Source organism: Bacillus basilensis (genome assembly GCF_050630465.1).
GTDB classification, from domain to species: domain Bacteria; phylum Bacillota; class Bacilli; order Bacillales; family Bacillaceae_G; genus Bacillus_A; species Bacillus_A basilensis.
On sequence record NZ_JBNTQO010000001.1, the window covers coordinates 554,301 to 580,340 of the forward strand.

Genomic DNA, 26,040 nt, shown 5'->3' on the forward strand with positions numbered 1-26,040 from the left:
CACACTTTGTATAATAAAGTGTGTTTTCTTTTTATCTTCTTTTTTGATGAAATCCTTGTGTAATGCGGTCTAATATAATCGCAATGACAACAATAGCTAGTCCTGCTTCAAATCCCATCCCGATATTAACTTGTGTTACAGAGCGGTATACATCAACTCCAAGACCTGGTGCTCCTACAAGAGATGCTGTTACAACCATTGATAACGAAAGCATAATGCTTTGGTTCACACCAGCCATGATTGTTCCAGTTGCGAGTGGTAATTGTACCTTAAATAATTTTTGTGATGCGGTAGAGCCAAACGCATTCGCTGCTTCAATTAAATCTTCTGGAACTTGTCTAATTCCTAAATCAGTAAAACGAATTGTCGGTGGCATTGCAAAGATTACTGATGCAATAATCCCAGGTACTACACCTACTCCGAAAAATGTAATCGCAGGAATAAGATATACGAAAGCTGGCATTGTTTGCATAAAATCTAATGTCGGTTTTAAAAATTTTGAGAAGCGTTCATTTTGAGAAGCTAAAATTCCGATTGGGATACCTACAATGATTGAAATAATAACAGATGTAAGTACAAGTGCTAATGTTTGCATCGTTTGTGCCCAGTAGTTAATATTTAAAATAAATAATAAACCGATCAGTGTAAAAATAACTAAAGATAATTTTCTCGTTGTGTACCAAATGAGGAAACAAAGGATAATAATCATCAATATAGCTGGTATTATTATTAAAAAATTAGTGAGTAAATCAACGAATCCTCCAATAATATAAGAGAACCCTCGGAATACGCCTTCAAAGTGCTCATATAAACTTGCAACAAATGAATCGACCCATTCCCCTAATGGAATACGCGGAATACTATTCATCGTCTTTCACCTCTTCCTCAATGTTTCCTGCAAGAGCTTGAATGACACTTTCACGTTTAATGATTCCTCTAAGTCTTTTCTTCTCATCAATTACGGGTAACGGATATTTCATCTCCGCCATCTTTGCATATGTTTCCTCAAGTAAAGTATCCAAATAAACATGCGGAATATCGTTAAGTAATAAATCAGCAATCGGCCACTGTTTTTGTACTGCTTTACTCGCATCATCCGCAGTTAATATACCTAAAAACTCATACTTTTTGTTTACAACATATACAGTAGAAACACCGGCGTTCCTCATAATTTGAAGTGCTACACGTGGTCCACGATCAATTAATAAAGTCTCCGGTCGTTTTAAAATAGATTCTGCCGTAATTACTTTTCCTAAATTCACGTCCGCCACGAACTTCTCTACAAATTCATTGGCAGGACTCATCATAATTTCTTCCGGTGTTCCAATTTGGACAACTTCTCCGTCTTTCATCAATGCAATTCGATCACCAATTCGAAGCGCTTCATCTAAATCATGCGTAATAAAAATAATTGTTTTTTCCATTTTATCTTGAAGTTCTAATAGCTCATCTTGCATTTCTTTTCGAATAAGTGGATCTAATGCACTAAATGACTCATCCATCAATAAAACATCTGGGTCATTCGTTAGTGCCCTTGCGATTCCAACGCGTTGCTGCATTCCACCACTAAGTTGACTTGGATAATTATCTTTATGATGGTCTAATCCAACTAATTTCAAAGATTCTAACGCTTTTTTCTCTCGTTCCTCAACTGGAACTCCCTGAATTTCTAACCCGTACGCAACGTTTTGAATCACTGTACGATGAGGAAATAAAGCGAACTTTTGAAATACCATGCTCATCTTCGTTCTTCTCACTCTTCGCAACTCTTCTTTCCCCATCGTTGCGATGTCTTCACCATCTATGTATATATGACCTGCGGTTGGTTTAATTAATTGGTTTAACATACGAACTAACGTAGATTTCCCGCTACCAGACAAACCCATAATAACGAAAATTTCTCCAGTATATACTTCGAACGTTGCCTTTTTCACACCAACATTCATTCCTGTCTCTTTTAAAATATCCGATTTACTTTTTCCCTCTTTTAATAAGGAAAGGGCTCTTTGCGGATGTTTCCCGAATACTTTTGTTACGTTTTCAACACGCACCTTTGTATTATCCATGTCACTACTCCTTTTCTACCCATCTATTCACATAGTGTTGCGATTTTGCAAAGAAATATTACATAAAAATGACATTCATAAGATTTCTTTAAAATTCTCGTTTCCGTTCATAATAAGAATGCTTACTTATACATTTATTTAAAAAGGCAAACGTTCCTTAGGAGGTTTTCAATGAGAAAGAAAATATGGCTTATATGCCTTGCATTATTTATTACTATGATTTTCACCTCATGTAATGCAACAAATGCAAATTCGAAAGGGAAAATTAAACTTGGTGTAACAAGTTGGAAAGAAAACATTGCAACAGCAAACATGTGGAAAGTTTTATTAGAACAAAAAGGCTACAAAGTTGAACTCATGTATTTAGAAAAAGCGGCGATTTGGACTGGTGTCGCTCGTGGTGATGTTGATGCTAATTTAGAAGTATGGCTACCCGTTACGGATAAACCACTAAACGATCGTTATAAAGATGATATTGTCTTAAAATCAAAATGGTATGAAGGAACTGGACTAGGTTTAGTCGTACCATCTTATGTGAAAAACATAAACAGTATCGAAGATTTAAATGCTCATAAAGATGAACTAGATAATAAAATTGTCGGTATCGAACCCGGTAGTAGTCTTATGAATTTAACGAATAAAGCAATGAAGGAATATGACCTAAAACTAAAACTTGTCCAATCTTCAGAAGCTGCGATGATGAGTGAATTAAAGAAAGCATATACGAAAAAGAAACCAATCGCTGTTACGCTTTGGAATCCACATTGGGGCTTTTCAGAATTTGACTTAAAATATTTAAAAGACCCTAAGAAAGTATATGGTGAAAAAGATGACATTTATTACTCTGTTCGTAAAGGTTTCGAAAAAGATCATCCGGATATCGTGAAATACTTTGATAAATGGAAAATGAACGATGAACAGCTTGGTACATTAATGGTCATGTTAAATAAAACGAAAGATCCCGAAGAAGCGGCGCGAAATTGGATTAAAAAGAATCAATCGTTAGTTGATGAATGGATTAAAGATTAAAAAAACAGGCTAGAGAATTAGCATATTCTCTAGCCTGTTTTATGTTATTTTTTCTCAACGACCCCATCAACAATCCCATATTCTTTAGCTTCCTCTGCTGTCATAAAATAATCTCTTTCCGTATCATGTGCTATTTTTTCGATTGGCTGTCCTGTTCTGTCAGCAATAATTTTATTAATGTCATGCTTTAATTTCAATATTCTTTTTGCTGTAATTTCGATTTCTGTTGCTTGCCCTTTTACACCGCCAAGTGGCTGATGAATCATGATTTCACTATTAGGAAGGGCAAACCTTTTTCCTTTTGCGCCAGCTAATAGTAAAAGGGCACCAAATGATGCTGCTAAGCCCATACAAAGCGTTTGCACATCCGGTTTAATAAGATTCATCGTATCTAATATTGCAAATCCCGCTGTCGTTGAGCCGCCAGGACTATTAATATACAGGAATATATCTTTCTCCGCGTCTTCCGCTTCTAAAAATAATAATTGCGCTACTACACTGCTCGCAACCTGATCATTAATCTCTGAACCGATTATAATAATTCGGTCTTTTAATAACCTTGAATATATATCATAGGAACGTTCTCCTAATTTCGTTTGTTCTACTACATATGGAATTGCATTCATTTTAAATCCCTCCAATAATTGTTATGCCGCGCAAAGCATACAACTGTAGGAAGAAGGGTTTTTCGCATTAAATAATAAGACTGGCTGTTTAGATGGTAACTTAGTAAAATCAATTGTCGGAAGAAGTTTGGTTAATAATTCCGGCCTTTCTTCACGAATAGATGTTACTACAACTTCAATATCATCTGTGAATTCGACTATCTCAATCCCTTCTTCACTTACAGTTTTCAGCCTATTTCTACTCCGAAATAAAGAAGCTTTCACTGCCCCTTCCGATACGGAACATACTTTGGCAATATCAGCGATACTATATTGAAAAACATCCTTTAATAATAAAATTGCAGATTGCTGGACATTTAATGAAAATAATACTTTCCCTACCATTTCATGCAAATCCGCAATTTTTTCATGTGGTTCTTCAAAAGTAATTTGGTCTCTTATTTTTTCATGAACTGATTTTGACTTTATTTGATCTAACCAACGATTTCTAGCTATTTTATATACAAGCGTCATACAAATATCTTTATCACTATATTTTTGAAGAACTTTACAAACTGTTTCTTGGGCAAGATCTTCGCCGTCCCATTTGTTTTTCGTTAAAAATGTACAGTACCTTTTCAATTCTCCATATTGCTCAATTAAAAAGTTTATATTTGAATGATTCATATCGATATGATTTTTTAAAATATGAGTTACTTTTGTGCACAAAATAACCACTCCTTCTCAGCGCTTACTTAATTAACGATTCAACAAATAAAAAAGTTACGGGGCATATAAAAAAATTATGTTTATGTTCAATAATTCGCGGTCATAAATATGTTATGTACAATTTTACGTGAGGAGGAATAAATTTGCCAAAATTAACAATTGAAGGTGCAGGAACTTTTGATGTAACAGAAGGCACAAAGTTAGTATTAGCGATTGAAGACAACGGTGTAAACATACTTCATCGTTGCGGCGGAAAAGCACGTTGCACAACTTGTAGAGTAGAAATTATAGCGGGTGATTTTTGTGAAGCGAGTGCGAATGAAAAAAATGCGATGACGGAAAAAGGGATTGAGGATCATTTACGATTATCTTGTCAAATGCGTGTACATAAAGATTTAGTCGTTCGTCCGGTACTTACAGTTGAGAATTCAGGTCTTGATGCTGGGCCACGTCCGGCGGAATAAAGCGATGAATCTAAAACAACTCGCAGGTGAATATGCTGCAAACTTTGTAAAAGATGGAATGACAGTTGGGCTTGGCACAGGTTCAACTGTATATTGGACGATTCAAAAATTAGGTGATCGTGTAAAAGAAGGGTTATCATTTCAAGCTGTACCGACATCAAAGGAAACAGAGGCATTAGCGCAGCAATTAAATATCCCATTGATTTCGTTAAACGACGTACAAAGTCTTGATCTTACAATTGATGGAGCTGATGAAATTGATCCTAATTTACAGCTTATTAAAGGCGGCGGTGGTGCATTACTACGAGAGAAAATTGTAGCCTCCTCCTCGAAAGAACTTATAATTATCGCTGATGAATCAAAAGTTGTGACACGTTTAGGAACTTTTCCATTACCTGTTGAAATCATACCTTTTTCATGGAAACAAACCGAAAATAAAATCCAATCTTTAGGATGTCAAACAACATTACGCTTAAAAAATAATGTAACGGTTATAACTGATAATAATAACATGATTGTCGATTGTATATTCCCTAATCATATATCTACTCCTTCCGATTTACACAAACAATTAAAAATGATTACTGGTGTAGTTGAAACCGGATTGTTTGTTAATATGACTAGTAAGGCGATTATTGGAACAAAAAATGGGATTAAGGAATTATCATGAAAGCTGACTCTTACAGTCAGCTTTTTATATTTTCTCTTTATTGCGTAACATTATGATATACTATGAAAACAAAAGCACATCACACTAGAAAGGACTGAACAATTTGCACTCCAAACTCATAACAGAACTTACAGATTTAGAAACTGCCTTTCACATTCGAAAAGAAGTATTTGTAAAAGAACAAAATGTCCCACTTGAAGATGAATTCGATATGTTTGATGAAATCGGAGAGACATGTAAACATATTTTAGTTTATTATAATGAGCTTCCTGTAGGTACAGGTCGTATCCGATTTGTTGATGGTACTGGTAAATTAGAACGCATTTGTATTTTAAAAGACTATCGTAAATACGGTTTAGGAAAAGTAATTATTCAAGCGTTAGAAGAAATTGCTCGAAACAAAGACGCTACAAAAGTAAAACTACACGGTCAAACACAAGCTGAAGGGTTTTATAAAAAACTAGATTATCAAACTTCTTCTGATGTATTTATGGAAGATGGAATTCCGCATATACTTATGACGAAAATATTATCATAATAAAAAGGGTAGTATATGAAACTACTTTATGTATTCATATACTACCCTCTTTTATTAATAGAAAAATGAATTCTCAAGATGTCCTTTTGCATCAAAGCCCATTATCTCTTAGTTCATACCTCGGTAAAGCTTATATTGTTTTCCATAATGATAAGGCATAAATCCAGTTTGGATCCCCATTTCCTTTATAACTCTGGACTGCTTCATATACTTTTCCCTTGTGTAGAACTCTATCTCCCTTTTCATATGCTTTCTTTGCATCCCACTCTTCATATGAAGCGCTTTCAGTTTTTGTAGTAATTGTGAACATATCACTCTGTACAGATTCATTTCCAGCTCCATCAACAGCTTTCACTACATATTTATAAGTAGTATTAGGGAGTAAATTTTTATCCATATAAGAAGTCGTATTGGATGTTGCAATCTTTTTCATCGATCCTTCTGTTTCTCTATAAATATCGTAATGGTCTACACCAATATTATCGTCAGAAGGACTCCACATTAAATCCACACTTGACGTTGTTGTTCCCATACTATGTAATCCTTTTGGTTGTGTTGGTGCTTCTGTATCAGGAGCCTCAACTGTCGTTTTCACTGTATATGCTGCACTTTCTTTCGAGACATTTCCAGCTGTGTCAATCGCTTTTACAGTATAAGAATATTCCGTACTTGGTTGTAATTTTTTATCAATAAAATGAGTGCCCGGTACAGTATCGATCATCTCTCCGTTACGGAAGATTTGATATCCTTTTACCCCTACATTATCCGTAGAAGCGTTCCATGCTAGTTCTATACTATGCGCTGTTACTTTTTGTTCCTGAATTCCATTTGGAATACTTGGAGCTTCTGTATCTGGTTTTACGTCATTGATGAGTTTAACATCAATGACATTATAAAATGCATTTGCAGTATCAGCTACATCCCATACTGCTAAAATCACATGATATCCACTTCGATCAGTAGGTACATTGATTTTGTGAGTTAAATTATTTGAGGCTGCAGAACCATCATGTTGTACAGTTCCAATTGGTTCAACATCTGCTCTTGTGAGCGCTTTATTTGGATTCCATCCTTTTTTTGTAATATAGTAATGCCATTTACTCGTTAAATGAGGCGCTGTATACTTCCAAGTAAATGTATTTTCACCACCTGTGATTGTATTTTTAAACCAACGATTGTCTGCTTGTTGATCTAAAATACCACCAAATTTACCACCTGCAGAAGCGATTTGCCCATCAACTGGGCCACCTTGCGGGAATCCTTTTGGTGCTTCTAAGCTTTGCGGTTCATACATAACACTTCCGCAATTTACATTTAGTGCACCATAAGTTGGACTACATAAAGCAGATCGGCTGCCAGGCTTTTCAACAAAACCGTGCGCGTATGCGTTTTGAGGAATAAGTGTCGTACCAATAATTCCAGCTGTTAATGCAACAGCTCCTAGACTTTTTTTGTTCATTTTCATGTTTTGTAGTTGTTTTAAAAATCGATTATTCATGTTCCTGTCCCCTTCTTGTTATACTTTGTAGTGTAATGTGGGCTTTGATGTAAAAGAATAACGAGAGACAATCTTGTATCGATGTATGTGTTAGTTATGCATACACCGCAGTGAAAATATATTTCTATTCATGTGAAATATTTCACTTAATGAATATATCATGACATAGAAATCAACAAAACATGTGCAGAAGTTGTGCAGAAAATGTGAAAGCATTACTAACACATAATACTATGGCCAGAATTTATAAAACAGGATATTTAATCTTTCAATGTAATTGATTCTCCGCTTTATATAACAGAAAAGTGTCTATACCATTTCATATAGACACTTTTCTCATGTATAATCTTCTATTTATTACTGACCTATAAATGTAAAAATCTCATCGACAGCTTGTTTATGCCCACCAGATTTTCGAAATGACTCCTTCAAATGTAATGCAGCTTCTTTATATGATGGATTATTTAATACAAGTTCTACACTTTCACGTAGTTGTTCCACAGTTAATTCTTTCATAGACAACTTAATCCCAGCTCCTAGATTCTCTACTTGCTTTGCGATTACTGGCTGATCTGCACTTTGTGGAATTACAATGAGTGGAATCCCGTTATTTAATCCTCCATGTGTACTGTTCATCCCGCCATGTGTAATAAATAACTTTGTATATGTTACTTCTTTTTATAATCTAACTATCTACGTTATCGCACTTCTCTAAAAATAGTTTTACTTCATTTGAAGATTTTAAAATAACAACATCTTTATCCTTGCTTAATTGATTTAGCCTCTTTAAAATGAAAGGTCGTTTCGTTTTAGGGTATTCCCATATCCATTTGAAAAATTGCAAATCAAATCTTTCTTTACATCCAGCCCCCATATCCGGCCTTGTTTTATTCCGATATTGTACAATCCTTTTAAAAGCACGATAAACACATATTGTTCTATGAATATCAAGAAAGATAATTGTATCAGCTGCGTTCATTCTTATGTCCATTGTCCCGCCATAATTCCCATCAATAATCCACTCATCTTCTTTAACTAATTCATTTTGAACCGTTCTTTGCTCTTCTTTCGAAACACCCTCCCAATTTGGTTTCCAAAATAGTGCATCAAGATGATGCACCTTAATATTTAGTTTATTTCCTAGCTGTTTTGCTAATGTAGATTTCCCTGAACCACCAGAACCTATTAATATTATTTTTTTCATAAATACATACTCCTTTTCAGATTCCCTTATTTCTTCCGTAACATAAATTCATAAAACATTCCAATCCCCACACCAATTGTGTAAGCCACCAAATCACTCCACAAAAATCCGTAACCTAATACGAGTCCACCTAAAGTCGTTGCACGAACGCTATCTATCCATTCAGCATGGTATAATTGGCTCACTTCAATCCCGTAGCAAAACATTAAACTAATAAAAGCCAATTTCTTCGTTTCTATTTTAGGAAATAAAAATCCGAATCCAGTAAAAATCATTAATGCCCATAAAGCATCACCTAAATAATCATTTAATAGAGCGGGCAGCGCAAAAGCTAACTTTCTTGAGCTAAGACCTAAAATAATTACAACGATAGTAAACAGTGCATATAATAATCTATTTCGTTCCCTATTCATATAAAGTTCTCCTAAAATGTAATTTAAAACTACAAATAGCTAGTAAAATATAATCATTTTACTAGCTATTTATTAATTGCTTTCATAATAAGAAAATGGGGATTTGTATTTAAATAATGATAAGATTTTTCATTTACTTCTTTCATCTTTTCAACTGGCCTCGGTTCCACCATTTTTTCTAACACAAAATAATTTGTTGTTTCATTAATAATGTCTTGAAGTGACCTTCTAAAAAATTCAACTTCAATTGTAATGTTGGATTTAACCCAAGTATCTACTAATAATTGTTTTTCGGAATAATTTTCACAAGTAAACTTTGTAAAGTCCATAAAAGGATGATGAATGGAATATATAAATTCTCCACCTGGCTTCAATACTCGACGAAACTCCTGAAATACTTGATTCCAATTTTCTAAGTAATGAAGGGTTAACGAACTCACAATAACATCAAAAGTATTATCTTCAAATGGTAATGTTTCTTGCAAGTCATGACAAAGAAACGTCGCTTTATCACCTGTACTTTCCTTTGCAGCTTTTACCATTTCAGAACTCACGTCAATTGCAGTGACATTTGCTCCCGCTCTACAACTTTATTAATATACACTGTATTCCAATGTTTTTTATTCATATGATATCCTGGAATGATTGTATCTGGATAATCTTCTCTTATTCTTATTGAAAGTTCTGGATCACATTTTAATGTAATTGCCGCTTTTTCACCTTCTTCATGGTTCAATATCGCAAATATTTTATTGTTAAGCCTCATACATGTTGCATTCCAACCATCAGGAGAATCTTCTGTCGCTTTTCTTTTTGATAAACAATATGTTCTTATTGCAATCATTCTAATTGTCACCTCTTATTCTTTCACTATTTGATTACGATGCATTACAATTTGTTTCGTCGCTTGAAACTGCTGTTCACCATAAAACTTTATGAATTTCTCTCCACAAAATAAGCTCACAATATCGATATGAGGTATCTCTTCAAGTAACATTGTAAGCATCTTCTCTCCAATACCTTTATTTCTTACACTCTCATGTACAACAACATCTTCTATGTACGCTCGAAAAACACCATCAGAAACAACTCTAGCAAATCCTATTAATTCGTTATTTTCCCATACCCCAATAGCTATACTATTCTTTAACATTTTTTGAATATCGTTTTCTTTTCTTTTCTTTCTGGCCACCAACCGACAGAATCGTAAAGTTTCTTTATTTTTTCTGCGCAGATTGGTTGATCATGTTGTAATTTATACGTGTACATTTTCTTTCTCCCATTGAATAGAATTTATATTATTATAATTACTTTTATGAATAATTCAATTTGGTATTAGCAAATTTGCTTGCATACTTGTTAGCACTTCTCATTAAGTAACTCCAATGATATTGCAGCGAATTCCTCAATACGATCTACACAGTGCAGTTTCTCTTGGTATTTACTTTTCCTTACTTCCCTTCTTTCACTATATAGTTCTGGAATCCCCCTGTTACCAAACCTTCATAAGATTAATTTATAATACAGATTCTACAATTGCAATATAAACAGTTCTTCACTACCTTTCATATCCCCTCTATTAAATTACGTTATTTAAAATTGGTGAATTTATGAATATAAACAATTACTAATGGGATATTTATCTATTAAACTTTAAATTACTTGTAAGAAATGGTAAAGTTAATAAGGTAAAAAATACATTAAGTGAGGCGATTTTTTGAAAAAGTTTAGTTTATTACTAACAGCATTTGTCATGATTTTATCATTGTTCATTCCAAATCTTACAAGTGCCAAATCTTTCCCTGATGTCCAATCTAATCATTGGGCAATTAAAGAAATTAACTATTTATCGGATAAAGGTATCATTAAAGGTACGCCAGATGGATCTTTTAAGCCAAGCGATGATGTAACTCGTGGACAAATGGCCTTAATGCTAGATTTATCATTAAAATTAGAAAAACCATCTAGTTATAATCATATTTTTTCCGATGTAGCCAAAGGTATCTATTACTATGATTCTGTACATAAGTTAGCACATAATAACATTGTACAACGCGAAACAAACTATTTCCCTGACCGCTCATTAACTCGTGCAGAAATGGCAAAAGTTTTAGTTAAAACTTTTGATTTGAAGCCTACAGGTGCTGACGTCAATTTCCCTGATGTTCCATCTAATCACTGGGGTTACAATTATGTCAAAATTTTAGCACAAAATAATATTACCACTGGATTACCTGATGGTACATTTGGTCCAGGTGTAAAAGTAACTCGTGAACAATTTGCTGCATTTTTGGCTCGTGTATTAGAACCAAATTTCCGTCCTGCTCTTCCTAAGCCTAAAGGAGAGTTAGAAGTTCATTACATTGATGTCGGACAAGGTGATGCTACTTTTATTAAATCTCCAAGTGGAGAAACGATCCTTATTGACGGTGGAAATAACGGAAAAGGTAAAGTTGTAGCAAATTATTTAAAAGGATTAGGATTTCAAACTATCGATTATATGATTGCCACTCATCCTGATGCCGATCATGTAGGCGGATTGGATGAAGTGCTTTATGCTATAAATGTAAAAAACGTTTACGCACCTAAAGTGAGTCATACGACACAAACGTTTAAAGACTTTTTAACTGCAGTAGCTAACAAAGGGTTAACTATTAAAGAAGCGAAATCTGGAGTAACTTTACCAATCAATGGTTTAAACTCACAATTTTTAGCTCCTGTTAAAGAATACGGTAACGATTTAAATGAGTGGAGTGCTGTATTAAAAGTAACACATGGCAGCAAATCTTTCTTATTTACTGGTGATGCTGAATCTAAAAGTGAAAAAGATATGGTTGCAACGTACGGTTCCAGCCTAAAATCCGATGTATTAAAACCTGGTCACCATGGAAGTAAGACATCTTCTTCTCAACCATTTTTAGATGCAGTGAAACCAAGTATCGCTGTGATCAGTGCAGGTGCAGGTAACCGATATGGCCATCCTACACAGGAAACTTTAGCAAAGTTAAATGCAATGGCTGTTAAGGTATATAGAACCGATTTAAATGGAACTGTAACTATTAATAGTGATGGTTCTAGCATTTCTGTAAGAACGGAGAGATAATTATGAAAAGAGGTATTATTGACCGTTTTGAAGGGGAACTAGCAGTTATTGAAGTGAATAACGTAACAATTGATGTACCTAAATCCAAACTCCCTTCCACTGCAAAAGAGGGTGATGTTCTTATAATAGAGGATGATACGTATACAATTGATAAGGACGAAACAGATAAAAGAAGACGTGAAATACAAGATTTAATGAATAAGCTATTTGAGTAGTAAAAAAGAGCCCTCCAAAAAAACTGGACGGCTCTTTTTTTACACAAATAGTAGCTAGTTATTTTTTTATTATTTAACTTCATACCACCAACCTTTTCGATCAAGCCAGCTTTTCATTGCGTTTAATTGCGTATCACTAGTGGGTTCAGTAACAAAATATGTTAAACCATCTGATTGTAAAATGAAGGTAGCAGTCATTTTTAAAGAAGTTAACGCTCCCATAACATCTGGAGTTTCATGTGGTGAAAAAGCACCTGATTGGATAATGTTTTGTTTTGAAACTTGCGCTTGCACATTTTCTTGTTTTGGTACTGATTCAGTAAACCAAGAAAGTGGCTTATTTCCTATTAATTGATTTAAATCACATGTACCGATACCAGGTACATTACCAGTCTCAGTGTATTGCCAAATATCACAAGGATATGCTGGTTTATTACCGCCATACCTAGGAATCCATACAAAGTCACTTTTTACGTTCGCCATACCGAAAGGCGCATACATATGATGTCCAACATATAAACCAACTTTCTTAGCACCTAGTCGGCGTAATTCATCGATAAAAGCTTGTGTACCGGCTCTCATGTCATCCATTGTTTTCACTTCTACATCAGCTGCCCAAACTGTAGCGCTCTTATCACCACGATTCCAAAAATCTTGTGCTTCCTTCTTCGCATCAGCAATTGAAATAAAACGGCAGAATGCATAGTTACCAAAAGGAATATTTCTTGTTTTCATTGCTTGGGCATAATTTTTATATAAAGGGTCTACATAATTTGAACCATCTTGTACCCTAGCGATTACGAAATCTAGTTGGGGCGCTGCTACATCCCAGTTAATGTTACCGTTCCATTTTGAAATATCTACAATATACCCCATAACTTAACACCTCCTTTATCATTATTATATTCAGTGCTCGTCTTATTGCTCTTCTCCTTCTAAAAATTCAATAGTATTTGTTAGTGCATATAGTAAATACGACTAGTTTCTTCTACAAAGACAGTAACTCATTTCCGATAAAAAAGAAAATCTTTGTTATACGAACCTTATTATTTGTTCCCATAATTGCATCTGATTGAGTAGTAGCTATAAACAAAATAAAAAGCATCACCTTGTTAGTGATACTTTTAAAATCTATTTTTCTTGTAGAATACTATTACTATAATCTCTTCTCTAAAAAGTGTTGACTATGTCCCTTAGGATGATCTTCAACAACACCATATTCTCGGTAGCCGTGTTTTTTATAAAATTCTGGTGCTTGAAAACTAAATGAATCTAGTAATATTAATCTACAACCTTTTTCCTTCGCGATGTCTTCGATTTTATGTAATAGTTGACTGCCATAACCATCATGACGAACCAATTCGTCAACCCATAAAAAATCTATATGAAGATGATAAAAATACATCGTTCCTGTTACCCCGCCAAAGATTTTTCCAGCCTCATCTTTCACTACGAAATTTACTTGTTCCATCGGCTGTTTCGCTTCATCATTTAAAATAGACATGTTATATTGAATGACTTTATTTTTTATGTATTCTCCTTCAGCGCGAGTACCATTCTCTATGTGTTTCATATATTCCTCCCTTTCAACTTAGTAAGTTACCTTTAATTTTTACTTTTCCTCTTTAAAATACTAATAAATACGAATCCACCATATGTAACAAAGCATGAAAAACCAATTATCCCGGGCACAGAAACATAGCCTATTCTTATATAACTTATAACTGCAAAAGAAGCGATAGACAGTAAAATAAATGTCCAAAATAGAAGAGCTGTTTTTCTTCGCCCTTGTTTCGATGTACTTTCTTTCTCTTTAGAAATACGTGTACCAAAAAGTAATACAATACAAATGAGGATTGCTGCAAAGTAAATTGTATCTAACGATAAAGTGTGATCGTAAATCGCGATTCCAACTTCCAAGGCGATAATTGTTACTATTAATATAATGATTGTTGATGTCTTTAAGTTTCTTTTCAATCAATCACTCCTAGCGTAATTTCACTATATTCTTTGTATATGTACTTCAAAGCTACTGCAAAAACTTTATCTACCTCTTTATTTTCACGTCGATTAGGTAAGTCTTTTCCCCCAATAACATAAAGAAACGGGAATTCGTTAAATATTCCTATTATACCAATATTTATTGTAGCTGAAGATAGTCCACCTGTCATATGAGCTAAGTGATATGAATGTATTCCTTCATATTCACCTTGCTGCCTTACCATGCCGCTAATAATTGGTTCCCATAATTCTGCTTCTGATTTATAACCTTGAAATATATGTACTAAAAGTGAAAGAAGTTCATTTAATTCTCCAATATTTTTCTCATCTCTAGCGTCCTCTTGTATATGAATTTTTGAAAAGTACGTTTGAGCATACATTTTCACAGCATCCCATCCACCACAGTACATTACAACTGACTGTGCAACGTAACTATCATGACATGCTATCATTACTTCAACTACTTTACTAAGTGTTAAAGTATTTCTTCCTTGTAAATGTGGATATAACTGCGCACTATCTTCATGTGGATTAAATTTAACATCATGAAGTATATCATTCCAATTACGTTTATTTTCCTTCACCATCTGCGCTACTACAAATCCAATTACTACTTTTACTGCCGATGCTAACGGAATATTTAATTCACTATTATATGAAGCAACTATACGATTGCTTTTTGTAGAATAAATAGCTATCCCAACATGATCAGAGTGTATCTCTTTCATTTTTTGAATGACAGTTTCCATTTTCATTCCTCATTTCATATCGTTTTATCACCTTCTAATAATTCAATATAGAATTTAAAAATCCTTTTTAGCAGATTAAATCGGCTATTACAATAAGAAAAAGGTAGCATGAATTACTCCTTGCTACCTAAAAGATAAATTTTTACGAAAAACCTCTATTCTTCTAAAGGATTTTTAGGACCACTAAGCTCCAATTGATAAAAAGCTAAATCTAGCCACTTATTAAACTTATAACCAGCCTTTTTGATTGTCCCCGCATGAGCAAATCCATATTTTTCATGTAAGGCAATACTTTTCTCATTATCTGCATCAATTCCAGCAACTAAAGTCATATATTCCCTTTCTTTTGCAATTGTAATTAATTCTTTCATTAAAGAATTTCCTATCCCACATTTTCTATATCCCTTTTTAACGTATATAGAATGTTCAACTGAATATTTATAAGCAGGCCAAGCTCTAAACGGACCAAATGTCGCAAATCCTACTACTTTATTATCTTGTTCGTATACAAAAACCGGATAGCCATCAGCCTTTTTTTGTTCATACCAATCTATTCTATTTTTAAGGGTTACAGGTTTATATGCATATACAGCTGTTGTATTTAGTATCGCATCATTATAAATATCTAAAATATATGTTACATCTGTTTCCATTGCTTCCCTTATCATTGTTTTCTTCCTTTCATATACGTTATCTTTTTAACTACCTATTCGTTACACGAACACTAGCTTTTCGGAAGCCATCATAAATGTTTAATGCAGCAGATACTATATAAATGAGAATACCTCCACCAATTAACCACCCTTTAAATTCCTCTGGAGAAATAGTAAACACATTTGCCACAAACGTAATAAATCCTTCGTTAAACAAGTGCGGATTTACTACAATTACAATGAATACTATTGTTCCCGCTATTTGGAGAACAGTATTTCCGATTGCCAATCTTTTCGTCCATTGTCCCTGTACTAACTTATAAAGAGATATAGCTATTTCAAAAACAATCATAATCACAACGATTAGCCAATATTGAAGTAACACATCTTGATTAAACGTCGGCGCAACAAACTTCAATCCTTTTTCCGTACCACTGTATACACCAACGAGGTGATTCGCATAAAAGTAAAGTGTAGCCCAAATTGCCGTCCACATTAAACCTCCAAAAACTTCAAACTTAGAGATTGCTTTTTTCTTCGGAATATACGAAATATTTTTCAAATCATCTGGCGTCCACTTTTTTAAACTTGTCGTCAATGGTTGCGTATTTTTGTCTTTATCCGTTCTTTCTAAAATAGCAAATACAAGTGTTAACCAGAAAAATACATGGAGAGCCACTTCAAGTATTTCTCCTACACCTTTACCTATCAATTGTAAAACAATATTTAATACCGCTTGATCACCAGTATAACTTATAAAATTTTCTGCAACCATTGCAATGAGTGCGATAACGGCTGCAATTGGAATGATCATTTTTAATAATGTCATATATACATCAAAATAACGTGGTCCAATTAAATGCATCGGTCTATCCAAGTACCCATTAGCCAACGAAACCGGACTTCCTAATTTTTCAAGAACTCTTTTTTCATCTTCTTCATTATAATCATCAGGTAACATATCCTCTATTGTTGATCGTAGTTCAAGAATAATATCTTCACGATTTTTTTCAGGTAATCTCTTCGCTACTTCCTCGACATAAATATCAATCAAGTTCATTCTTGTCCTCCTCCTTTAATAAGTTATAAAGTTCTTTCGAATCCTTTATCCATTCCTTTTTTAACTGCAAAAATATCTCTAATCCGTATTCACTTAAAACGTAATACTTACGAGGTCTACTCTCCGTTTTATCCCAACTACTCGTCACTAGCTCCTGCTTTTCTAATCGGCGAAGTAGTGGATATAAAGTACTTTGATCAATTGTAATCCCTGATTGCTCCAATAATTGGACAAGTGAATATCCATACTGCGGCGTTCTTAATTGGCTTAAAACCGCTAATGTTAATGTGCCTCTTCTTAGTTCAGTAATTAATGAATTTAATAAAGCATCCATGTATTCACCTCATTTTTATTACTATATGTCATACAGTATATGTTTTATACTATGTATCGTACAGTATAATTGTGACAAAAACAACAATTTTTTACCAAAAAACGGATAATAAAAAGCACAAACTATATGATTTGTGCTTTTCTCACTAACTTATATATAACATTCTTATCTTTGTACCTCTGGTAATATAAATTCCCATTTTTCTTTAGAAAATGGAACAACATCAATAATTGCATCAATATTAATTGCTCCGTAAACATGCGGATACTCTTGGCCGTTAGAAGCAAGTTCATATTTTATTTCTGCTTTCACTAAGGATCGATCAATTGTCAGTAATAAAACATCTTCTTCATGCATGAAATGTTTTTGTGCAACGTTTAAAGCTTGTTCTAAATATGAACAATGGATAAATCCCTCTTCAATTAGTGATTTTTCATAAATTTCTCCAGTTGTTTTTGCGATTTCCCAATTTCTTTTTGTTATTACTTTTGTAATCATTATCATGTCCCCTATATATTTATCAACTAAGAGGCTTTCCTATTCATTACTAGAAAAACCTCTTGAATTTTTATTTCTTAATTAACGGAGATGCTTCCCCGCTATGGAAAATCCATAAATCATGAAGCGACCTTGTACATCCGACATATAATAACTTCGCATCGTGTTTCGTATTTTTATAATGTTCTTCATCAACATCAATGAGTAGAACGGCATCAAATTCTAACCCTTTGGCTAAGTATACAGGTACTACCGAAATACCACCTTTATATTTACTTTGATCTGCTTCAATAACGTTTACAGACAATCCTTCATTTGTTAATTTCTCATACATATCGCGGCATTCATCGTCTGTTCTTCCGATTACCGCAATTGTTTTCACATCTGCATTTTGAAGCTGTTTTAATGTCTTCACAATTTCAGTAAACTGATCTTCAGTATGAATTACTTTTACTTCTTCTCCACTACGGAAAACTGGCGTTGCAAGCCCTACAGGAATCTCTGCATTTTTAATTATTTCGTTCGCAAATTCTATAATTTCTTTTGTAGAGCGATAACTTCTCGTCAGTTCATAATAACCTGTTTCTTGGAAGACTTCCTTAAAAGCACTCCAATCTTCAATCCCTTGATAATCATAAATCGCTTGAGATAAATCACCTAATATAGTAAAAGAATTACCTAGTGTAATTTCTTTCAATACATAAACTTGGAATGGCGAGAAATCTTGCGCTTCATCGATAACGACGTGATGAAACTTTTGTCCAATTTCAATACCTGTGATGCGGTGATGTATGTATATTAAAGCGGGTAAATCTTCTACATACACTTCTTTTTTACGACAATTCTTTTCTGTTTCTCTAACAAGTTCTTCAGGTAATACTTCGAGTATTTCTTTACTTTTCAATATTGAACTATATATTGAAAGTGGGCTCATTTTCGGCCAAAACTTCATATAACTGTTCAATCTCTTTGTCGCTTCTTTTTTTAATAATTTCTTCTCGTTAGTTTCTCCATACTTTTTCAGTTCAATTTCAATCCAGCGTTTCATTCGGCCGAGTAAACGTTCTCTTCTTTTCTTTAATGGATAATGTTTATATTCCACTTGCATCCACTTTTTAATATCTTCCACTGGAATAACAGCTTTATCCCACGCCTCAAAATCACTTGTTGGCACTAGTTCTTTTTCAAATTCAACCATTCGCTCTTCAATAAAGGACTTAAATTTCAGTGTACCTTTCAATTTACCAAGCATAACCTTTCTTTCATCACGATTAATAGAAAAGGCTTCTTTTAATTTTTCATCTGTCTGCTTTAGTTTCACCGAATCATCTAACGTACGTAATGCCCAATTTGAAAACGTTGTTTGACTAATATTCCCTACACCTAATTCAGGAAGTACGCTCGAAATATAGTCTAAAAATAAACTATTCGGAGCGAATACAATCATTCTTTCAGCTTCTAACTGTTCACGATATTCATAAATTAAAAAAGCAAGGCGATGTAAAGCGATCGTTGTTTTTCCGCTCCCTGCAACCCCTTGAATTAGTAATGGTAAGTTTCTTTCCGCACGAATAATATCATTTTGCTCCGATTGTATCGTCGAAACAATATCCTTTAGTTTATTATCTTTATTCTCACCTAGTCGATATAGAAGAAAATCATCAGCATGCGATACATCTTCATTTCCTTTCACATATGTATCAACAACACGTTCTAGTTCTCTTTTTCGAATGGAGATGTTTCGCTTTAAATAAACATCACCCTCTACTAATCCGTCTGGTGATTGATAAAATGCTAATTCTTCACCACCGGTAAATGAATAAAACATACTTGCGACAGGCGCTCTCCAATCAATAATGATTGGTTTCATCGTGTCTATATCCGAAACACCTACTTTACCGATATAAATCGGCATAACGTCTTCCTTGCCATCCTCCTGAAAATCTAATCTTCCAAAGTACGGCTCTTGTACACCAATACGTAAGTTTTGTCTATTAGACTCCCTCATACTTTCAAGAATTTGTTCTTTAAAATCATCGCCATAATAAACTGGAATTTTTTCAAGCTGATCCAATTGTTCATCCATCGTACTTAATGTATCTTTCATTTTTTGTAATTCTTCGTTAAAAATGTTGTTCATTTGATGATTCCCTCCTGTCCGTTCTAATTTTTCAGTCGAAACATAATTGTATTAAAAATCCATTTATAAAGTCAACAATTTTAATTTAAGTTTTCCGAAAAAACTTATTTTTCACCTTTCTAATATCGAAATTCAAATGATATTTTTACATTATAAGAATATATAACATCTAAATCATACAACTACACATATAATAAAGTGATTTATACAACAGCTGCTATTATCTATTGATTAAAAGAACTTTATACTATCTAACTAAGTTCCCCTTACACACTCTCCAATTTCTTATCTAGTTGTCTATTAAGACGTCGTTGCTACTGTATTATTTCTTCGAATTGGGATCATACTAAGATCCATAAGAATAAAAAAAGAACGACAATTAAATATTCACACTATAAAAGTAAAAAAGAGTAAGGAATTAATCCTTACTCTTTTTTACTTTTATACGATATGATAAACATTCATTTAAAGACGCTTGCTCTTTATATTTTCTCTCTTCGAAGTCATATGCTCCCCCTGGGAAAATCCCAACTATACTGAAATGAGCCTCTGCACATAAATTACTAATCTCATCTATAGTATAGCAACGTAAAGATTGTGTCACGATATCATTTGAAGAATCCGTTTCCCACCAGTGGTCCAGCATCCTAGCATTTTCACTATCGTATTCATATTTTCGCATTGCAGAATAAATCGGCATTTCTTGTCCATTTGCTTTTTCCCAATATAATGGTTGATAAATATCAATAAGTGCACACCCACCATCTTTCAACCAATTATGGATTCGTTTTAATAAAACCAATTGTTCTTCATCTGTTCCTACACCAAATCCGTCTAAATAACTAACAACATCAAACTTTTCTTCAAAGTTAATTTTATAAAAGTCAGCACAATGAATCACAATGTCGTTAGTAGAATGTTTTTTAGCAAACATAACTAACTCTGGTACAAGCTCAACCGTAGTCATTTTTACACCCAAATTAGACATCGCTCTTGCAAACCCGCCATTTCCAGCACCTAGTTCTAACATCGTCTGAAATGGATATCCCACTTGCTCTTGAATTTCTTCAGCAACTTCCTGTAACCAATTTTCATTATTTATATCATGGCTTAGTAATTCAAATTGTTTTTTATAAAATTCTTTTACATTTAATTCGTTCATTATTATTCTCCTCCTGTACGTTATTTTTCTACTACAGTTGAGAAACTAAATTTCTGACACCCCTGAAAAATCCTCCTTTTTATTTCCCTATATTTACAATTTATCAAAATAATAAGAATTTTAAAAGTGTAAATATAAAAAATAGATAATGGATTATTCCACTATCTACTCTTTAGTTACTCTTATTTTTCTTTTTGATACTCCACCCAATCTCCAGAATCAATCACTTTCAATATCATCTTTTTATCTTGAGCGATATACACATATGCCTCTATTTCCCTATCAGCAGCATATACTGTTTGCGTAATGCGATCATATAAATCAGTCTCCGCATTACCTGTATATTCTTCTAGTTCATCTAACTTACGCAATATCTCATCATTTACTTCATAAACTTCACCATAGACCTTTTCTTCATTCGAATAAGTCATGGCTGGATACCCTTCGTTTGTATCAAATAATTCCCCATACGTCCATGCTTCGTCTGCGATGCATGTTGCACCTTGCATATAATGAGCATTTGTTTGCTCTTTTCTTAACGTGCCATACACAAAAACGTGATGCATAAAATCCCTATCCCCTTTACATGTCACTACTTTCTAATTTGTAAATAAGCACGAATCATAAAGTAACTCACTTCATTCGGAAGTTGTTCCTTAATCGATTTCAGACCACCATCAGCATTTTGCACTGCAGTTTCAATCAGCAGTTCATATTCTGCAGGAACAAAACTGTTCCAGTCTACTTCCATTCCATCTTCAAAACAGCGAATTAAATGATTTTCAATTGTTTGTCTTGATAGGTTACGTTCTTTTGCAATCTCATTTAAATCAATGCCTTGTTTATACATTTCATACGTCTCTAAATGAGAATTTGCTGAAGCTTTCCCTGGCTTTTTCCGCTCTGTCACCACTTCTGTCTTAACTGTTTCAGCATAGTTTGGGTTTTCCTCAATAAAGTGCTGTACTGCTTGCAAGAAATGAGAACCGTACTTCACAAGTTTGTGTTCGCCAATCCCTTTTACTGTTAAAAGTTCAGAGTCACTTTGCGGCATTTTGGCACACATATCTTTTAACGTTTGATCAGAGAAAATAACGAATGGAGGTACACCTTCTCCTTGTGCAATTTCTTTACGTACTTCACGGAGTACTTCAAATAAAGGATGGTCTTGAACAATTTGTCTTGTCTCTACACGTTCTTTGCGTAAAACATTCTCTTTACCAAGTAACACTTCTTTCCCTTTTCCTGTTACTTTTAATGTTGGATACGTACCATGTTCAACTGCAATTAACTCGTCTGAAATAAGAAACTCAATAAACTCACTGACTTCTTTTACACTACGATTTGATAGTAATCCGTACGTTGGTAAAGTATGAAAATTAAATTCAATGACTTTCTTATTTTTAGATCCCGTTAGTACTTGTGCAATCATTTGTTTTCCGAATCGTTGGTTCGTCCTAATCATACAAGATAGAACCATTTGTGATTCTCTCGTCACATCAATACTTTCACGTTCGTCTGTACAATTACCGCAACGGCCACAATCTTCTTTCGGTTCTTCTCCAAAGTATTGCAAAATAAATGATTGTAAACATTGTTCTGTATGACAGTAATCAGTCATATTTTGCAATTTTTCAAGTTCGTTTGAAAAACGAGATTCTCCGGTCGATTGATCAATTAAAAAGCGCTGTACTTGCACATCTTGAGAAGAATACAGCAATATACATGCACTATCTAATCCGTCACGGCCAGCACGTCCTGCTTCTTGATAATAACTTTCCATATTTTTTGGCAGTTGATAATGAATAACGTAACGAATATTCGATTTATCAATACCCATCCCGAATGCAGATGTCGCTACCATTACACTTACTTCATCACGTAAAAAGAGTTCTTGCTGCTCATTTCGATCGTTATCACTCATACCCGCATGATATTTTGATACAGAAACTCCCGCTTTCATTAAATCCTCATACAACTGATCAACTACTTTTCTAGTAGCTGCATATATAATCCCAGATTCCTTTTGATTTTGACGAATATAATCCGCTAAATATGCATTACGATCTTGTCCTTTAATAACAGAAAATGATAAGTTCTCGCGCTCAAACGTTGTCATAATCGTGTTTTCTTGATTAATTCCAAGCGTATTGCAAATATCATCACGAACTTGTGGTGTTGCCGTAGCAGTTAATGCTAATACGAGCGGCTTTTCTGGAAGATAATCTAATATACGATGTATATGTAAATAACTCGGACGGAAATCATGTCCCCACTGCGAAATACAGTGCGCCTCATCAATTGCAATCATCGGGATTTTCATATCGATAAGTTGATCAACAAACTCCATTGAATCAAGACGCTCAGGCGCCACATAAAGTAACTTATAATGTCCTTGTTTCGCTAATTGAATTCGTTGATTCGCTTCTGTAATAGAAATAGAACTATTAATATAAGTAGCCGAAATACCATTTTGTACTAATGTATCTACTTGGTCTTTCATAAGTGATATTAAAGGCGATATAACTAACGTTGTTCCTTCAAATACTAATGCGGGAATTTGATAACAAATTGACTTACCACCACCTGTAGGCATAATACAGACTGTATCTTTCCCATCTAATACATTTTTAATTGTTTCATCTTGTCCTCTTCGGAATGAAGAATAACCGAAATAAGACGCTAAAAGTTCTTGTGCTTTTGTAAACAAAAAAGAGTCACCTGCTTTTCTTTATCTTTCATCTACTTCTATTATATCATCTCTTATGCGTCATGAAAGTGATGAATGCATAACTAACAGCCTGCTTTTTCATTATTTTATGCATCTTTACGTTTTAGAGATTGATTAGCAACTATAACGAATTTCAAAATGAATACACATTTTATTAATTCTCCTTGAATACTACTAATCTTATACATATGAATTCAGGAGGTTACTATATGAAGCACCGTAATATTAGTTCCATCAAACAGAAAACAGTACCGAACCAACTCCAATTCTCAAATAATGATGCGTGGAAATATGAATCATATTATAAGTACCAACCATTATTTTCTTATAGAAAGCTTTTTCATTTTCTTTCTCAACTTTTTAAACATTAATACACGTGCGAAATATATCATTCATAATAATTTTCTCAATATGAACCTTATAGACATACTACAATACAGTTGTTAACATATGAGGTATTCTGTTGGATAAACCCCTTAAGTTGACCTGCTTATTTGTGCAGGTCTTTTTTGATTTTTATATATTTCAGTACACTTTTAGATGTGATTGTAAATCTTTTCTCCATTTTATAACCATACTCCACTCACAACAAATGATGATAATAACAGGAAGTAAAATATAAGTTCTTAACATCTAATAAAGTAAATCTTTTTTTCTCAATACACAAAACGAATTTCACTTGTTACTATAAAGGTACTCTAGATGATTTTTTGCTCATCGACATTATCTAGTTAAAGGGACCTGCCGCGGGAAGCAGGTCCCTTTGACTTTATTAAAGACTGACTTTCATTTGGACACATTTACCAGGTTTTTTTAATAGAATTTTATGATAATATTACGTAGTCGAGTCCGACATCTCGGCAATACCCTTTTGAGGCTCTGCAACTTCCCTTGCAGAGCCTCTTTTACTTTAAATTCAATTTATTTATATATACCACAATAAAATTCTTCATCTTTTTCCATATCATTTTTTGAAATTAATCTAGGACACGTAACTAAAAATAAATTTTCATCATACTTTGAGTTATACATGTTCAAAGGAGTGTTACTATTTATGTATTCATATTGGCAATCATATTACTCCCCCTATCATAATCCTTATGTAAACTTTGATGTATCTGTACGTAACTACCGAATTAGTAAAAACGAGAATTTTTTAAAAGGTTACATGCGTTCTTTATGGGAACAACACGTTGCTTGGACGAGATTAGCTATTATAAGTATTGTTTTCAATTTACCTGACGTAAACGTTACTGTTGGACGGCTTCTTCAAAATGCAACACATATGGGACTATCTCTTGAACCATTCTATGGTGAAGATGCAGTGAAAAAATATAGTGCATTAATTAAAGACCACTTAGTAATTGCAGCAGATCTTGTTAAAGCCGCAAAAGCTGGTGACCAAAATGCAGCTGCCGCTATAGAAAAAAAATGGTACGCTAACGGTGATAAAATTGTTGCGTTTCTAACAAGCATCAACCCATATATAGAAAAGGAAGAATTCAGAAAAATGTTTTATGAACATTTAGCACTTACGAAAGCAGAAGCACTTACCTTTCTAAATAAAGATTATGAAGCAGGAGTAAAATTGTACGATAAAATTGAAAAAGAAGCATTAGAAATGGCTGACATGATAACAAATGCAATCGTAAAGCAATTTCCGCAAGTATTTCAATAACAATAAGCCGATTTGAAAAACAAATCGACTTATTGAGCTTTCTATCAATGATATTTCGTCCCCGCTCTTTACATTTAGCTTATATCGATATATTTTATTAATATCCGTTTTTATAGGAGGAAATAGTTTGATTAACGCCATCGGTCTTGTATTTATCCTTACAAATAAGCACGAGAAAAAGAAGAAAGTATATCTAAATGAAAAATTCGCATTAATAGACATTATTGATTCTAAAGAAGTAATTGATGATGAAGGAAACTCACTAGTAGAACTAACATGTAAATACAGTATATATTTAGATGAAAAATACTACTGTAAATCTCTTGATGATTATACTGGACAAGTATTTCCATTCTTAAGCGCTAAAATAGGAAAAGGACTTCTCAGAAACTTAAATTATTACTTTTCTTACGTTGATGCCTATGATAAAAAACCACCTGTAAAAGAAATTAGGCCACTTATGAAACAAGTAACGAACAGATAGTGAAAATCACTCAAGA

The 26,040-nt window shown here is 33.6% G+C and carries 29 protein-coding genes and 4 pseudogenes; 9 read left to right on the forward strand and 24 right to left on the reverse strand.

Going from position 1 to position 26,040, the window contains the following annotated elements:
* Positions 1-31 precede the first annotated feature (31 nt).
* Both ACQVV1_RS02885 and ACQVV1_RS02890 read right to left on the reverse strand, forming a co-directional pair.
* The gene (locus tag ACQVV1_RS02885; RefSeq protein WP_063221434.1) at positions 32-868 is read right to left on the reverse strand and encodes an ABC transporter permease; all 837 of its coding nucleotides are present in this window, start codon (positions 866-868) and stop codon (positions 32-34) included.
* Positions 861-2,066: a quaternary amine ABC transporter ATP-binding protein gene (locus tag ACQVV1_RS02890; protein WP_242253032.1), complete on the reverse strand. Its 1,206-nt coding sequence runs from the start codon at positions 2,064-2,066 to the stop codon at positions 861-863. The genes ACQVV1_RS02885 and ACQVV1_RS02890 overlap by 8 nt, the downstream gene beginning before the upstream one ends.
* Before the next feature lie 171 nt (positions 2,067-2,237).
* Here ACQVV1_RS02890 and ACQVV1_RS02895 point away from each other — a divergent pair, with 171 nt between their 5' ends.
* The gene (locus tag ACQVV1_RS02895) at positions 2,238-3,095 is read left to right on the forward strand and encodes a glycine betaine ABC transporter substrate-binding protein (protein ID WP_242253030.1); all 858 of its coding nucleotides are present in this window, start codon (positions 2,238-2,240) and stop codon (positions 3,093-3,095) included.
* A 44-nt stretch (positions 3,096-3,139) separates the two neighbouring features.
* Here ACQVV1_RS02895 and clpP read toward each other — a convergent pair whose 3' ends face one another.
* On the reverse strand, positions 3,140-3,721 hold the full coding sequence (gene clpP / locus ACQVV1_RS02900) for an ATP-dependent Clp endopeptidase proteolytic subunit ClpP (RefSeq protein WP_001992188.1): 582 nt from the start codon (positions 3,719-3,721) through the stop codon (positions 3,140-3,142).
* Positions 3,722-3,742: 21 nt separating this feature from the next.
* On the reverse strand, positions 3,743-4,429 hold the full coding sequence (locus ACQVV1_RS02905) for an RNA polymerase subunit sigma-70 (protein WP_063221437.1): 687 nt from the start codon (positions 4,427-4,429) through the stop codon (positions 3,743-3,745).
* 143 nt (positions 4,430-4,572) lie between these two features.
* On the opposite strand from ACQVV1_RS02905, the gene ACQVV1_RS02910 reads away from it, so the two are divergent.
* The 3 genes from ACQVV1_RS02910 (at position 4,573) to ACQVV1_RS02920 (ending at position 6,101) form a co-directional block, all read left to right on the forward strand.
* Positions 4,573-4,893: a 2Fe-2S iron-sulfur cluster-binding protein gene (locus ACQVV1_RS02910; RefSeq protein WP_242253028.1), complete on the forward strand. Its 321-nt coding sequence runs from the start codon at positions 4,573-4,575 to the stop codon at positions 4,891-4,893.
* Between the two features lie 4 nt (positions 4,894-4,897).
* On the forward strand, positions 4,898-5,563 hold the full coding sequence (rpiA, locus tag ACQVV1_RS02915) for a ribose 5-phosphate isomerase A (protein WP_242253027.1): 666 nt from the start codon (positions 4,898-4,900) through the stop codon (positions 5,561-5,563).
* Between the two features lie 103 nt (positions 5,564-5,666).
* Positions 5,667-6,101 (forward strand): GNAT family N-acetyltransferase, encoded by a 435-nt coding sequence (locus ACQVV1_RS02920; protein WP_063221440.1) that lies wholly within the window; start codon positions 5,667-5,669, stop codon positions 6,099-6,101.
* Positions 6,102-6,231: 130 nt separating this feature from the next.
* Here the strand turns inward: ACQVV1_RS02920 and ACQVV1_RS02925 are convergent, their stop codons facing one another.
* From ACQVV1_RS02925 to ACQVV1_RS02955, 7 genes and pseudogenes are all read right to left on the reverse strand, one after another.
* Positions 6,232-7,599: a lytic polysaccharide monooxygenase gene (locus ACQVV1_RS02925; RefSeq protein WP_431168594.1), complete on the reverse strand. Its 1,368-nt coding sequence runs from the start codon at positions 7,597-7,599 to the stop codon at positions 6,232-6,234.
* 357 nt (positions 7,600-7,956) lie between these two features.
* A pseudogene (locus tag ACQVV1_RS02930) lies at positions 7,957-8,271 on the reverse strand (nucleotide disphospho-sugar-binding domain-containing protein); the annotation flags it as partial.
* 13 nt (positions 8,272-8,284) lie between these two features.
* Complete coding sequence (locus ACQVV1_RS02935; protein WP_242253025.1) at positions 8,285-8,803, reverse strand: DNA topology modulation protein; 519 nt, start codon at positions 8,801-8,803, stop codon at positions 8,285-8,287.
* Between the two features lie 26 nt (positions 8,804-8,829).
* Positions 8,830-9,216: a ribosomal maturation YjgA family protein gene (locus ACQVV1_RS02940; protein ID WP_309258885.1), complete on the reverse strand. Its 387-nt coding sequence runs from the start codon at positions 9,214-9,216 to the stop codon at positions 8,830-8,832.
* A gap of 65 nt (positions 9,217-9,281) precedes the next feature.
* Positions 9,282-9,794, reverse strand: a pseudogene (locus ACQVV1_RS02945) (class I SAM-dependent methyltransferase); the annotation flags it as partial.
* A pseudogene (locus ACQVV1_RS02950) lies at positions 9,782-10,060 on the reverse strand (MmcQ/YjbR family DNA-binding protein); the annotation flags it as partial. The pseudogenes ACQVV1_RS02950 and ACQVV1_RS02945, both read right to left, overlap by 13 nt.
* 15 nt (positions 10,061-10,075) lie before the next feature.
* A pseudogene (locus tag ACQVV1_RS02955) lies at positions 10,076-10,485 on the reverse strand (GNAT family N-acetyltransferase).
* Positions 10,486-10,933: 448 nt separating this feature from the next.
* Here ACQVV1_RS02955 and ACQVV1_RS02960 point away from each other — a divergent pair.
* Entirely contained in the window at positions 10,934-12,319 is a 1,386-nt protein-coding gene (locus ACQVV1_RS02960; RefSeq protein ID WP_431168595.1) for an S-layer homology domain-containing protein, read from the forward strand.
* Between the two features lie 2 nt (positions 12,320-12,321).
* The gene (locus ACQVV1_RS02965; RefSeq protein WP_000820164.1) at positions 12,322-12,534 is read left to right on the forward strand and encodes a DUF3006 domain-containing protein; all 213 of its coding nucleotides are present in this window, start codon (positions 12,322-12,324) and stop codon (positions 12,532-12,534) included.
* Positions 12,535-12,603: 69 nt separating this feature from the next.
* Here ACQVV1_RS02965 and ACQVV1_RS02970 read toward each other — a convergent pair whose 3' ends face one another.
* From ACQVV1_RS02970 to recQ, 13 genes are all read right to left on the reverse strand, one after another.
* Entirely contained in the window at positions 12,604-13,410 is an 807-nt protein-coding gene (locus ACQVV1_RS02970; RefSeq protein WP_309258887.1) for a GH25 family lysozyme, read from the reverse strand.
* 112 nt (positions 13,411-13,522) lie between these two features.
* Positions 13,523-13,669, reverse strand: coding sequence for a phage holin family protein (locus tag ACQVV1_RS02975; protein WP_286676873.1), 147 nt, complete (start codon positions 13,667-13,669; stop codon positions 13,523-13,525).
* A gap of 21 nt (positions 13,670-13,690) precedes the next feature.
* Positions 13,691-14,107 carry a GNAT family N-acetyltransferase gene (locus ACQVV1_RS02980; protein ID WP_242253017.1) on the reverse strand — a complete coding sequence of 139 codons (417 nt, stop codon included), beginning with the start codon at positions 14,105-14,107 and terminating at the stop codon, positions 13,691-13,693.
* A 32-nt stretch (positions 14,108-14,139) separates the two neighbouring features.
* Complete coding sequence (locus ACQVV1_RS02985) at positions 14,140-14,511, reverse strand: hypothetical protein (protein WP_063221451.1); 372 nt, start codon at positions 14,509-14,511, stop codon at positions 14,140-14,142.
* Positions 14,508-15,284, reverse strand: a complete 777-nt coding sequence (locus ACQVV1_RS02990; RefSeq protein WP_431168596.1) for a serine hydrolase — start codon at positions 15,282-15,284, stop codon at positions 14,508-14,510. Before ACQVV1_RS02990 ends, ACQVV1_RS02985 begins: the two co-directional genes overlap by 4 nt.
* A gap of 155 nt (positions 15,285-15,439) precedes the next feature.
* A complete protein-coding gene (locus ACQVV1_RS02995) occupies positions 15,440-15,952 on the reverse strand; it encodes a GNAT family N-acetyltransferase (RefSeq protein WP_242253016.1) in 513 nt (170 codons plus the stop codon).
* A gap of 34 nt (positions 15,953-15,986) precedes the next feature.
* Positions 15,987-16,997 carry an HAAS signaling domain-containing protein gene (locus ACQVV1_RS03000; protein WP_309258891.1) on the reverse strand — a complete coding sequence of 337 codons (1,011 nt, stop codon included), beginning with the start codon at positions 16,995-16,997 and terminating at the stop codon, positions 15,987-15,989.
* A complete protein-coding gene (locus ACQVV1_RS03005) occupies positions 16,984-17,331 on the reverse strand; it encodes a PadR family transcriptional regulator (protein ID WP_060486712.1) in 348 nt (115 codons plus the stop codon). Before ACQVV1_RS03005 ends, ACQVV1_RS03000 begins: the two co-directional genes overlap by 14 nt.
* A gap of 165 nt (positions 17,332-17,496) precedes the next feature.
* Positions 17,497-17,829, reverse strand: coding sequence for a DUF952 domain-containing protein (locus tag ACQVV1_RS03010; RefSeq protein ID WP_242253014.1), 333 nt, complete (start codon positions 17,827-17,829; stop codon positions 17,497-17,499).
* A 70-nt stretch (positions 17,830-17,899) separates the two neighbouring features.
* Complete coding sequence (locus tag ACQVV1_RS03015) at positions 17,900-19,969, reverse strand: HelD family protein (RefSeq protein WP_242253012.1); 2,070 nt, start codon at positions 19,967-19,969, stop codon at positions 17,900-17,902.
* 418 nt (positions 19,970-20,387) lie between these two features.
* Positions 20,388-21,131, reverse strand: a complete 744-nt coding sequence (locus ACQVV1_RS03020; RefSeq protein ID WP_309258893.1) for a class I SAM-dependent methyltransferase — start codon at positions 21,129-21,131, stop codon at positions 20,388-20,390.
* 182 nt (positions 21,132-21,313) lie between these two features.
* Positions 21,314-21,697: a gamma-glutamylcyclotransferase family protein gene (locus ACQVV1_RS03025; RefSeq protein WP_063221458.1), complete on the reverse strand. Its 384-nt coding sequence runs from the start codon at positions 21,695-21,697 to the stop codon at positions 21,314-21,316.
* Positions 21,698-21,723: 26 nt separating this feature from the next.
* Positions 21,724-23,841: a DNA helicase RecQ gene (gene recQ / locus ACQVV1_RS03030; RefSeq protein ID WP_242253008.1), complete on the reverse strand. Its 2,118-nt coding sequence runs from the start codon at positions 23,839-23,841 to the stop codon at positions 21,724-21,726.
* A gap of 230 nt (positions 23,842-24,071) precedes the next feature.
* On the opposite strand from recQ, the gene ACQVV1_RS03035 reads away from it, so the two are divergent.
* From ACQVV1_RS03035 to ACQVV1_RS03045, 3 genes are all read left to right on the forward strand, one after another.
* Positions 24,072-24,233: a hypothetical protein gene (locus ACQVV1_RS03035; RefSeq protein WP_180230807.1), complete on the forward strand. Its 162-nt coding sequence runs from the start codon at positions 24,072-24,074 to the stop codon at positions 24,231-24,233.
* A gap of 683 nt (positions 24,234-24,916) precedes the next feature.
* On the forward strand, positions 24,917-25,540 hold the full coding sequence (locus ACQVV1_RS03040; RefSeq protein WP_431168597.1) for an acetylglutamate kinase: 624 nt from the start codon (positions 24,917-24,919) through the stop codon (positions 25,538-25,540).
* A gap of 127 nt (positions 25,541-25,667) precedes the next feature.
* A complete protein-coding gene (locus tag ACQVV1_RS03045) occupies positions 25,668-26,024 on the forward strand; it encodes a hypothetical protein (RefSeq protein ID WP_000606238.1) in 357 nt (118 codons plus the stop codon).
* Positions 26,025-26,040 lie beyond the last annotated feature (16 nt).

What these genes read in the sequence shown, in the direction of transcription:
- ACQVV1_RS02885 (WP_063221434.1), bottom strand. Translation starts at nt 868, where the DNA reads ATGAATAGTATTCCGCGTATTCCATTAGGGGAATGGGTCGATTCATTT.
- ACQVV1_RS02890 (WP_242253032.1), bottom strand. Translation starts at nt 2,066, where the DNA reads ATGGATAATACAAAGGTGCGTGTTGAAAACGTAACAAAAGTATTCGGG.
- ACQVV1_RS02895 (WP_242253030.1), top strand. Translation starts at nt 2,238, where the DNA reads ATGAGAAAGAAAATATGGCTTATATGCCTTGCATTATTTATTACTATG.
- clpP (WP_001992188.1), bottom strand. Translation starts at nt 3,721, where the DNA reads ATGAATGCAATTCCATATGTAGTAGAACAAACGAAATTAGGAGAACGT.
- rpiA (WP_242253027.1), top strand. Translation starts at nt 4,898, where the DNA reads ATGAATCTAAAACAACTCGCAGGTGAATATGCTGCAAACTTTGTAAAA.
- ACQVV1_RS02925 (WP_431168594.1), bottom strand. Translation starts at nt 7,599, where the DNA reads ATGAATAATCGATTTTTAAAACAACTACAAAACATGAAAATGAACAAA.
- ACQVV1_RS02935 (WP_242253025.1), bottom strand. Translation starts at nt 8,803, where the DNA reads ATGAAAAAAATAATATTAATAGGTTCTGGTGGTTCAGGGAAATCTACA.
- ACQVV1_RS02940 (WP_309258885.1), bottom strand. Translation starts at nt 9,216, where the DNA reads ATGAATAGGGAACGAAATAGATTATTATATGCACTGTTTACTATCGTT.
- ACQVV1_RS02965 (WP_000820164.1), top strand. Translation starts at nt 12,322, where the DNA reads ATGAAAAGAGGTATTATTGACCGTTTTGAAGGGGAACTAGCAGTTATT.
- ACQVV1_RS02970 (WP_309258887.1), bottom strand. Translation starts at nt 13,410, where the DNA reads ATGGGGTATATTGTAGATATTTCAAAATGGAACGGTAACATTAACTGG.
- ACQVV1_RS02980 (WP_242253017.1), bottom strand. Translation starts at nt 14,107, where the DNA reads ATGAAACACATAGAGAATGGTACTCGCGCTGAAGGAGAATACATAAAA.
- ACQVV1_RS02990 (WP_431168596.1), bottom strand. Translation starts at nt 15,284, where the DNA reads ATGGAAACTGTCATTCAAAAAATGAAAGAGATACACTCTGATCATGTT.
- ACQVV1_RS02995 (WP_242253016.1), bottom strand. Translation starts at nt 15,952, where the DNA reads ATGATAAGGGAAGCAATGGAAACAGATGTAACATATATTTTAGATATT.
- ACQVV1_RS03000 (WP_309258891.1), bottom strand. Translation starts at nt 16,997, where the DNA reads ATGAACTTGATTGATATTTATGTCGAGGAAGTAGCGAAGAGATTACCT.
- ACQVV1_RS03005 (WP_060486712.1), bottom strand. Translation starts at nt 17,331, where the DNA reads ATGGATGCTTTATTAAATTCATTAATTACTGAACTAAGAAGAGGCACA.
- ACQVV1_RS03010 (WP_242253014.1), bottom strand. Translation starts at nt 17,829, where the DNA reads ATGATTACAAAAGTAATAACAAAAAGAAATTGGGAAATCGCAAAAACA.
- ACQVV1_RS03015 (WP_242253012.1), bottom strand. Translation starts at nt 19,969, where the DNA reads ATGAACAACATTTTTAACGAAGAATTACAAAAAATGAAAGATACATTA.
- ACQVV1_RS03020 (WP_309258893.1), bottom strand. Translation starts at nt 21,131, where the DNA reads ATGAACGAATTAAATGTAAAAGAATTTTATAAAAAACAATTTGAATTA.
- ACQVV1_RS03025 (WP_063221458.1), bottom strand. Translation starts at nt 21,697, where the DNA reads ATGCATCACGTTTTTGTGTATGGCACGTTAAGAAAAGAGCAAACAAAT.
- ACQVV1_RS03035 (WP_180230807.1), top strand. Translation starts at nt 24,072, where the DNA reads ATGAAGCACCGTAATATTAGTTCCATCAAACAGAAAACAGTACCGAAC.
- ACQVV1_RS03040 (WP_431168597.1), top strand. Translation starts at nt 24,917, where the DNA reads ATGTATTCATATTGGCAATCATATTACTCCCCCTATCATAATCCTTAT.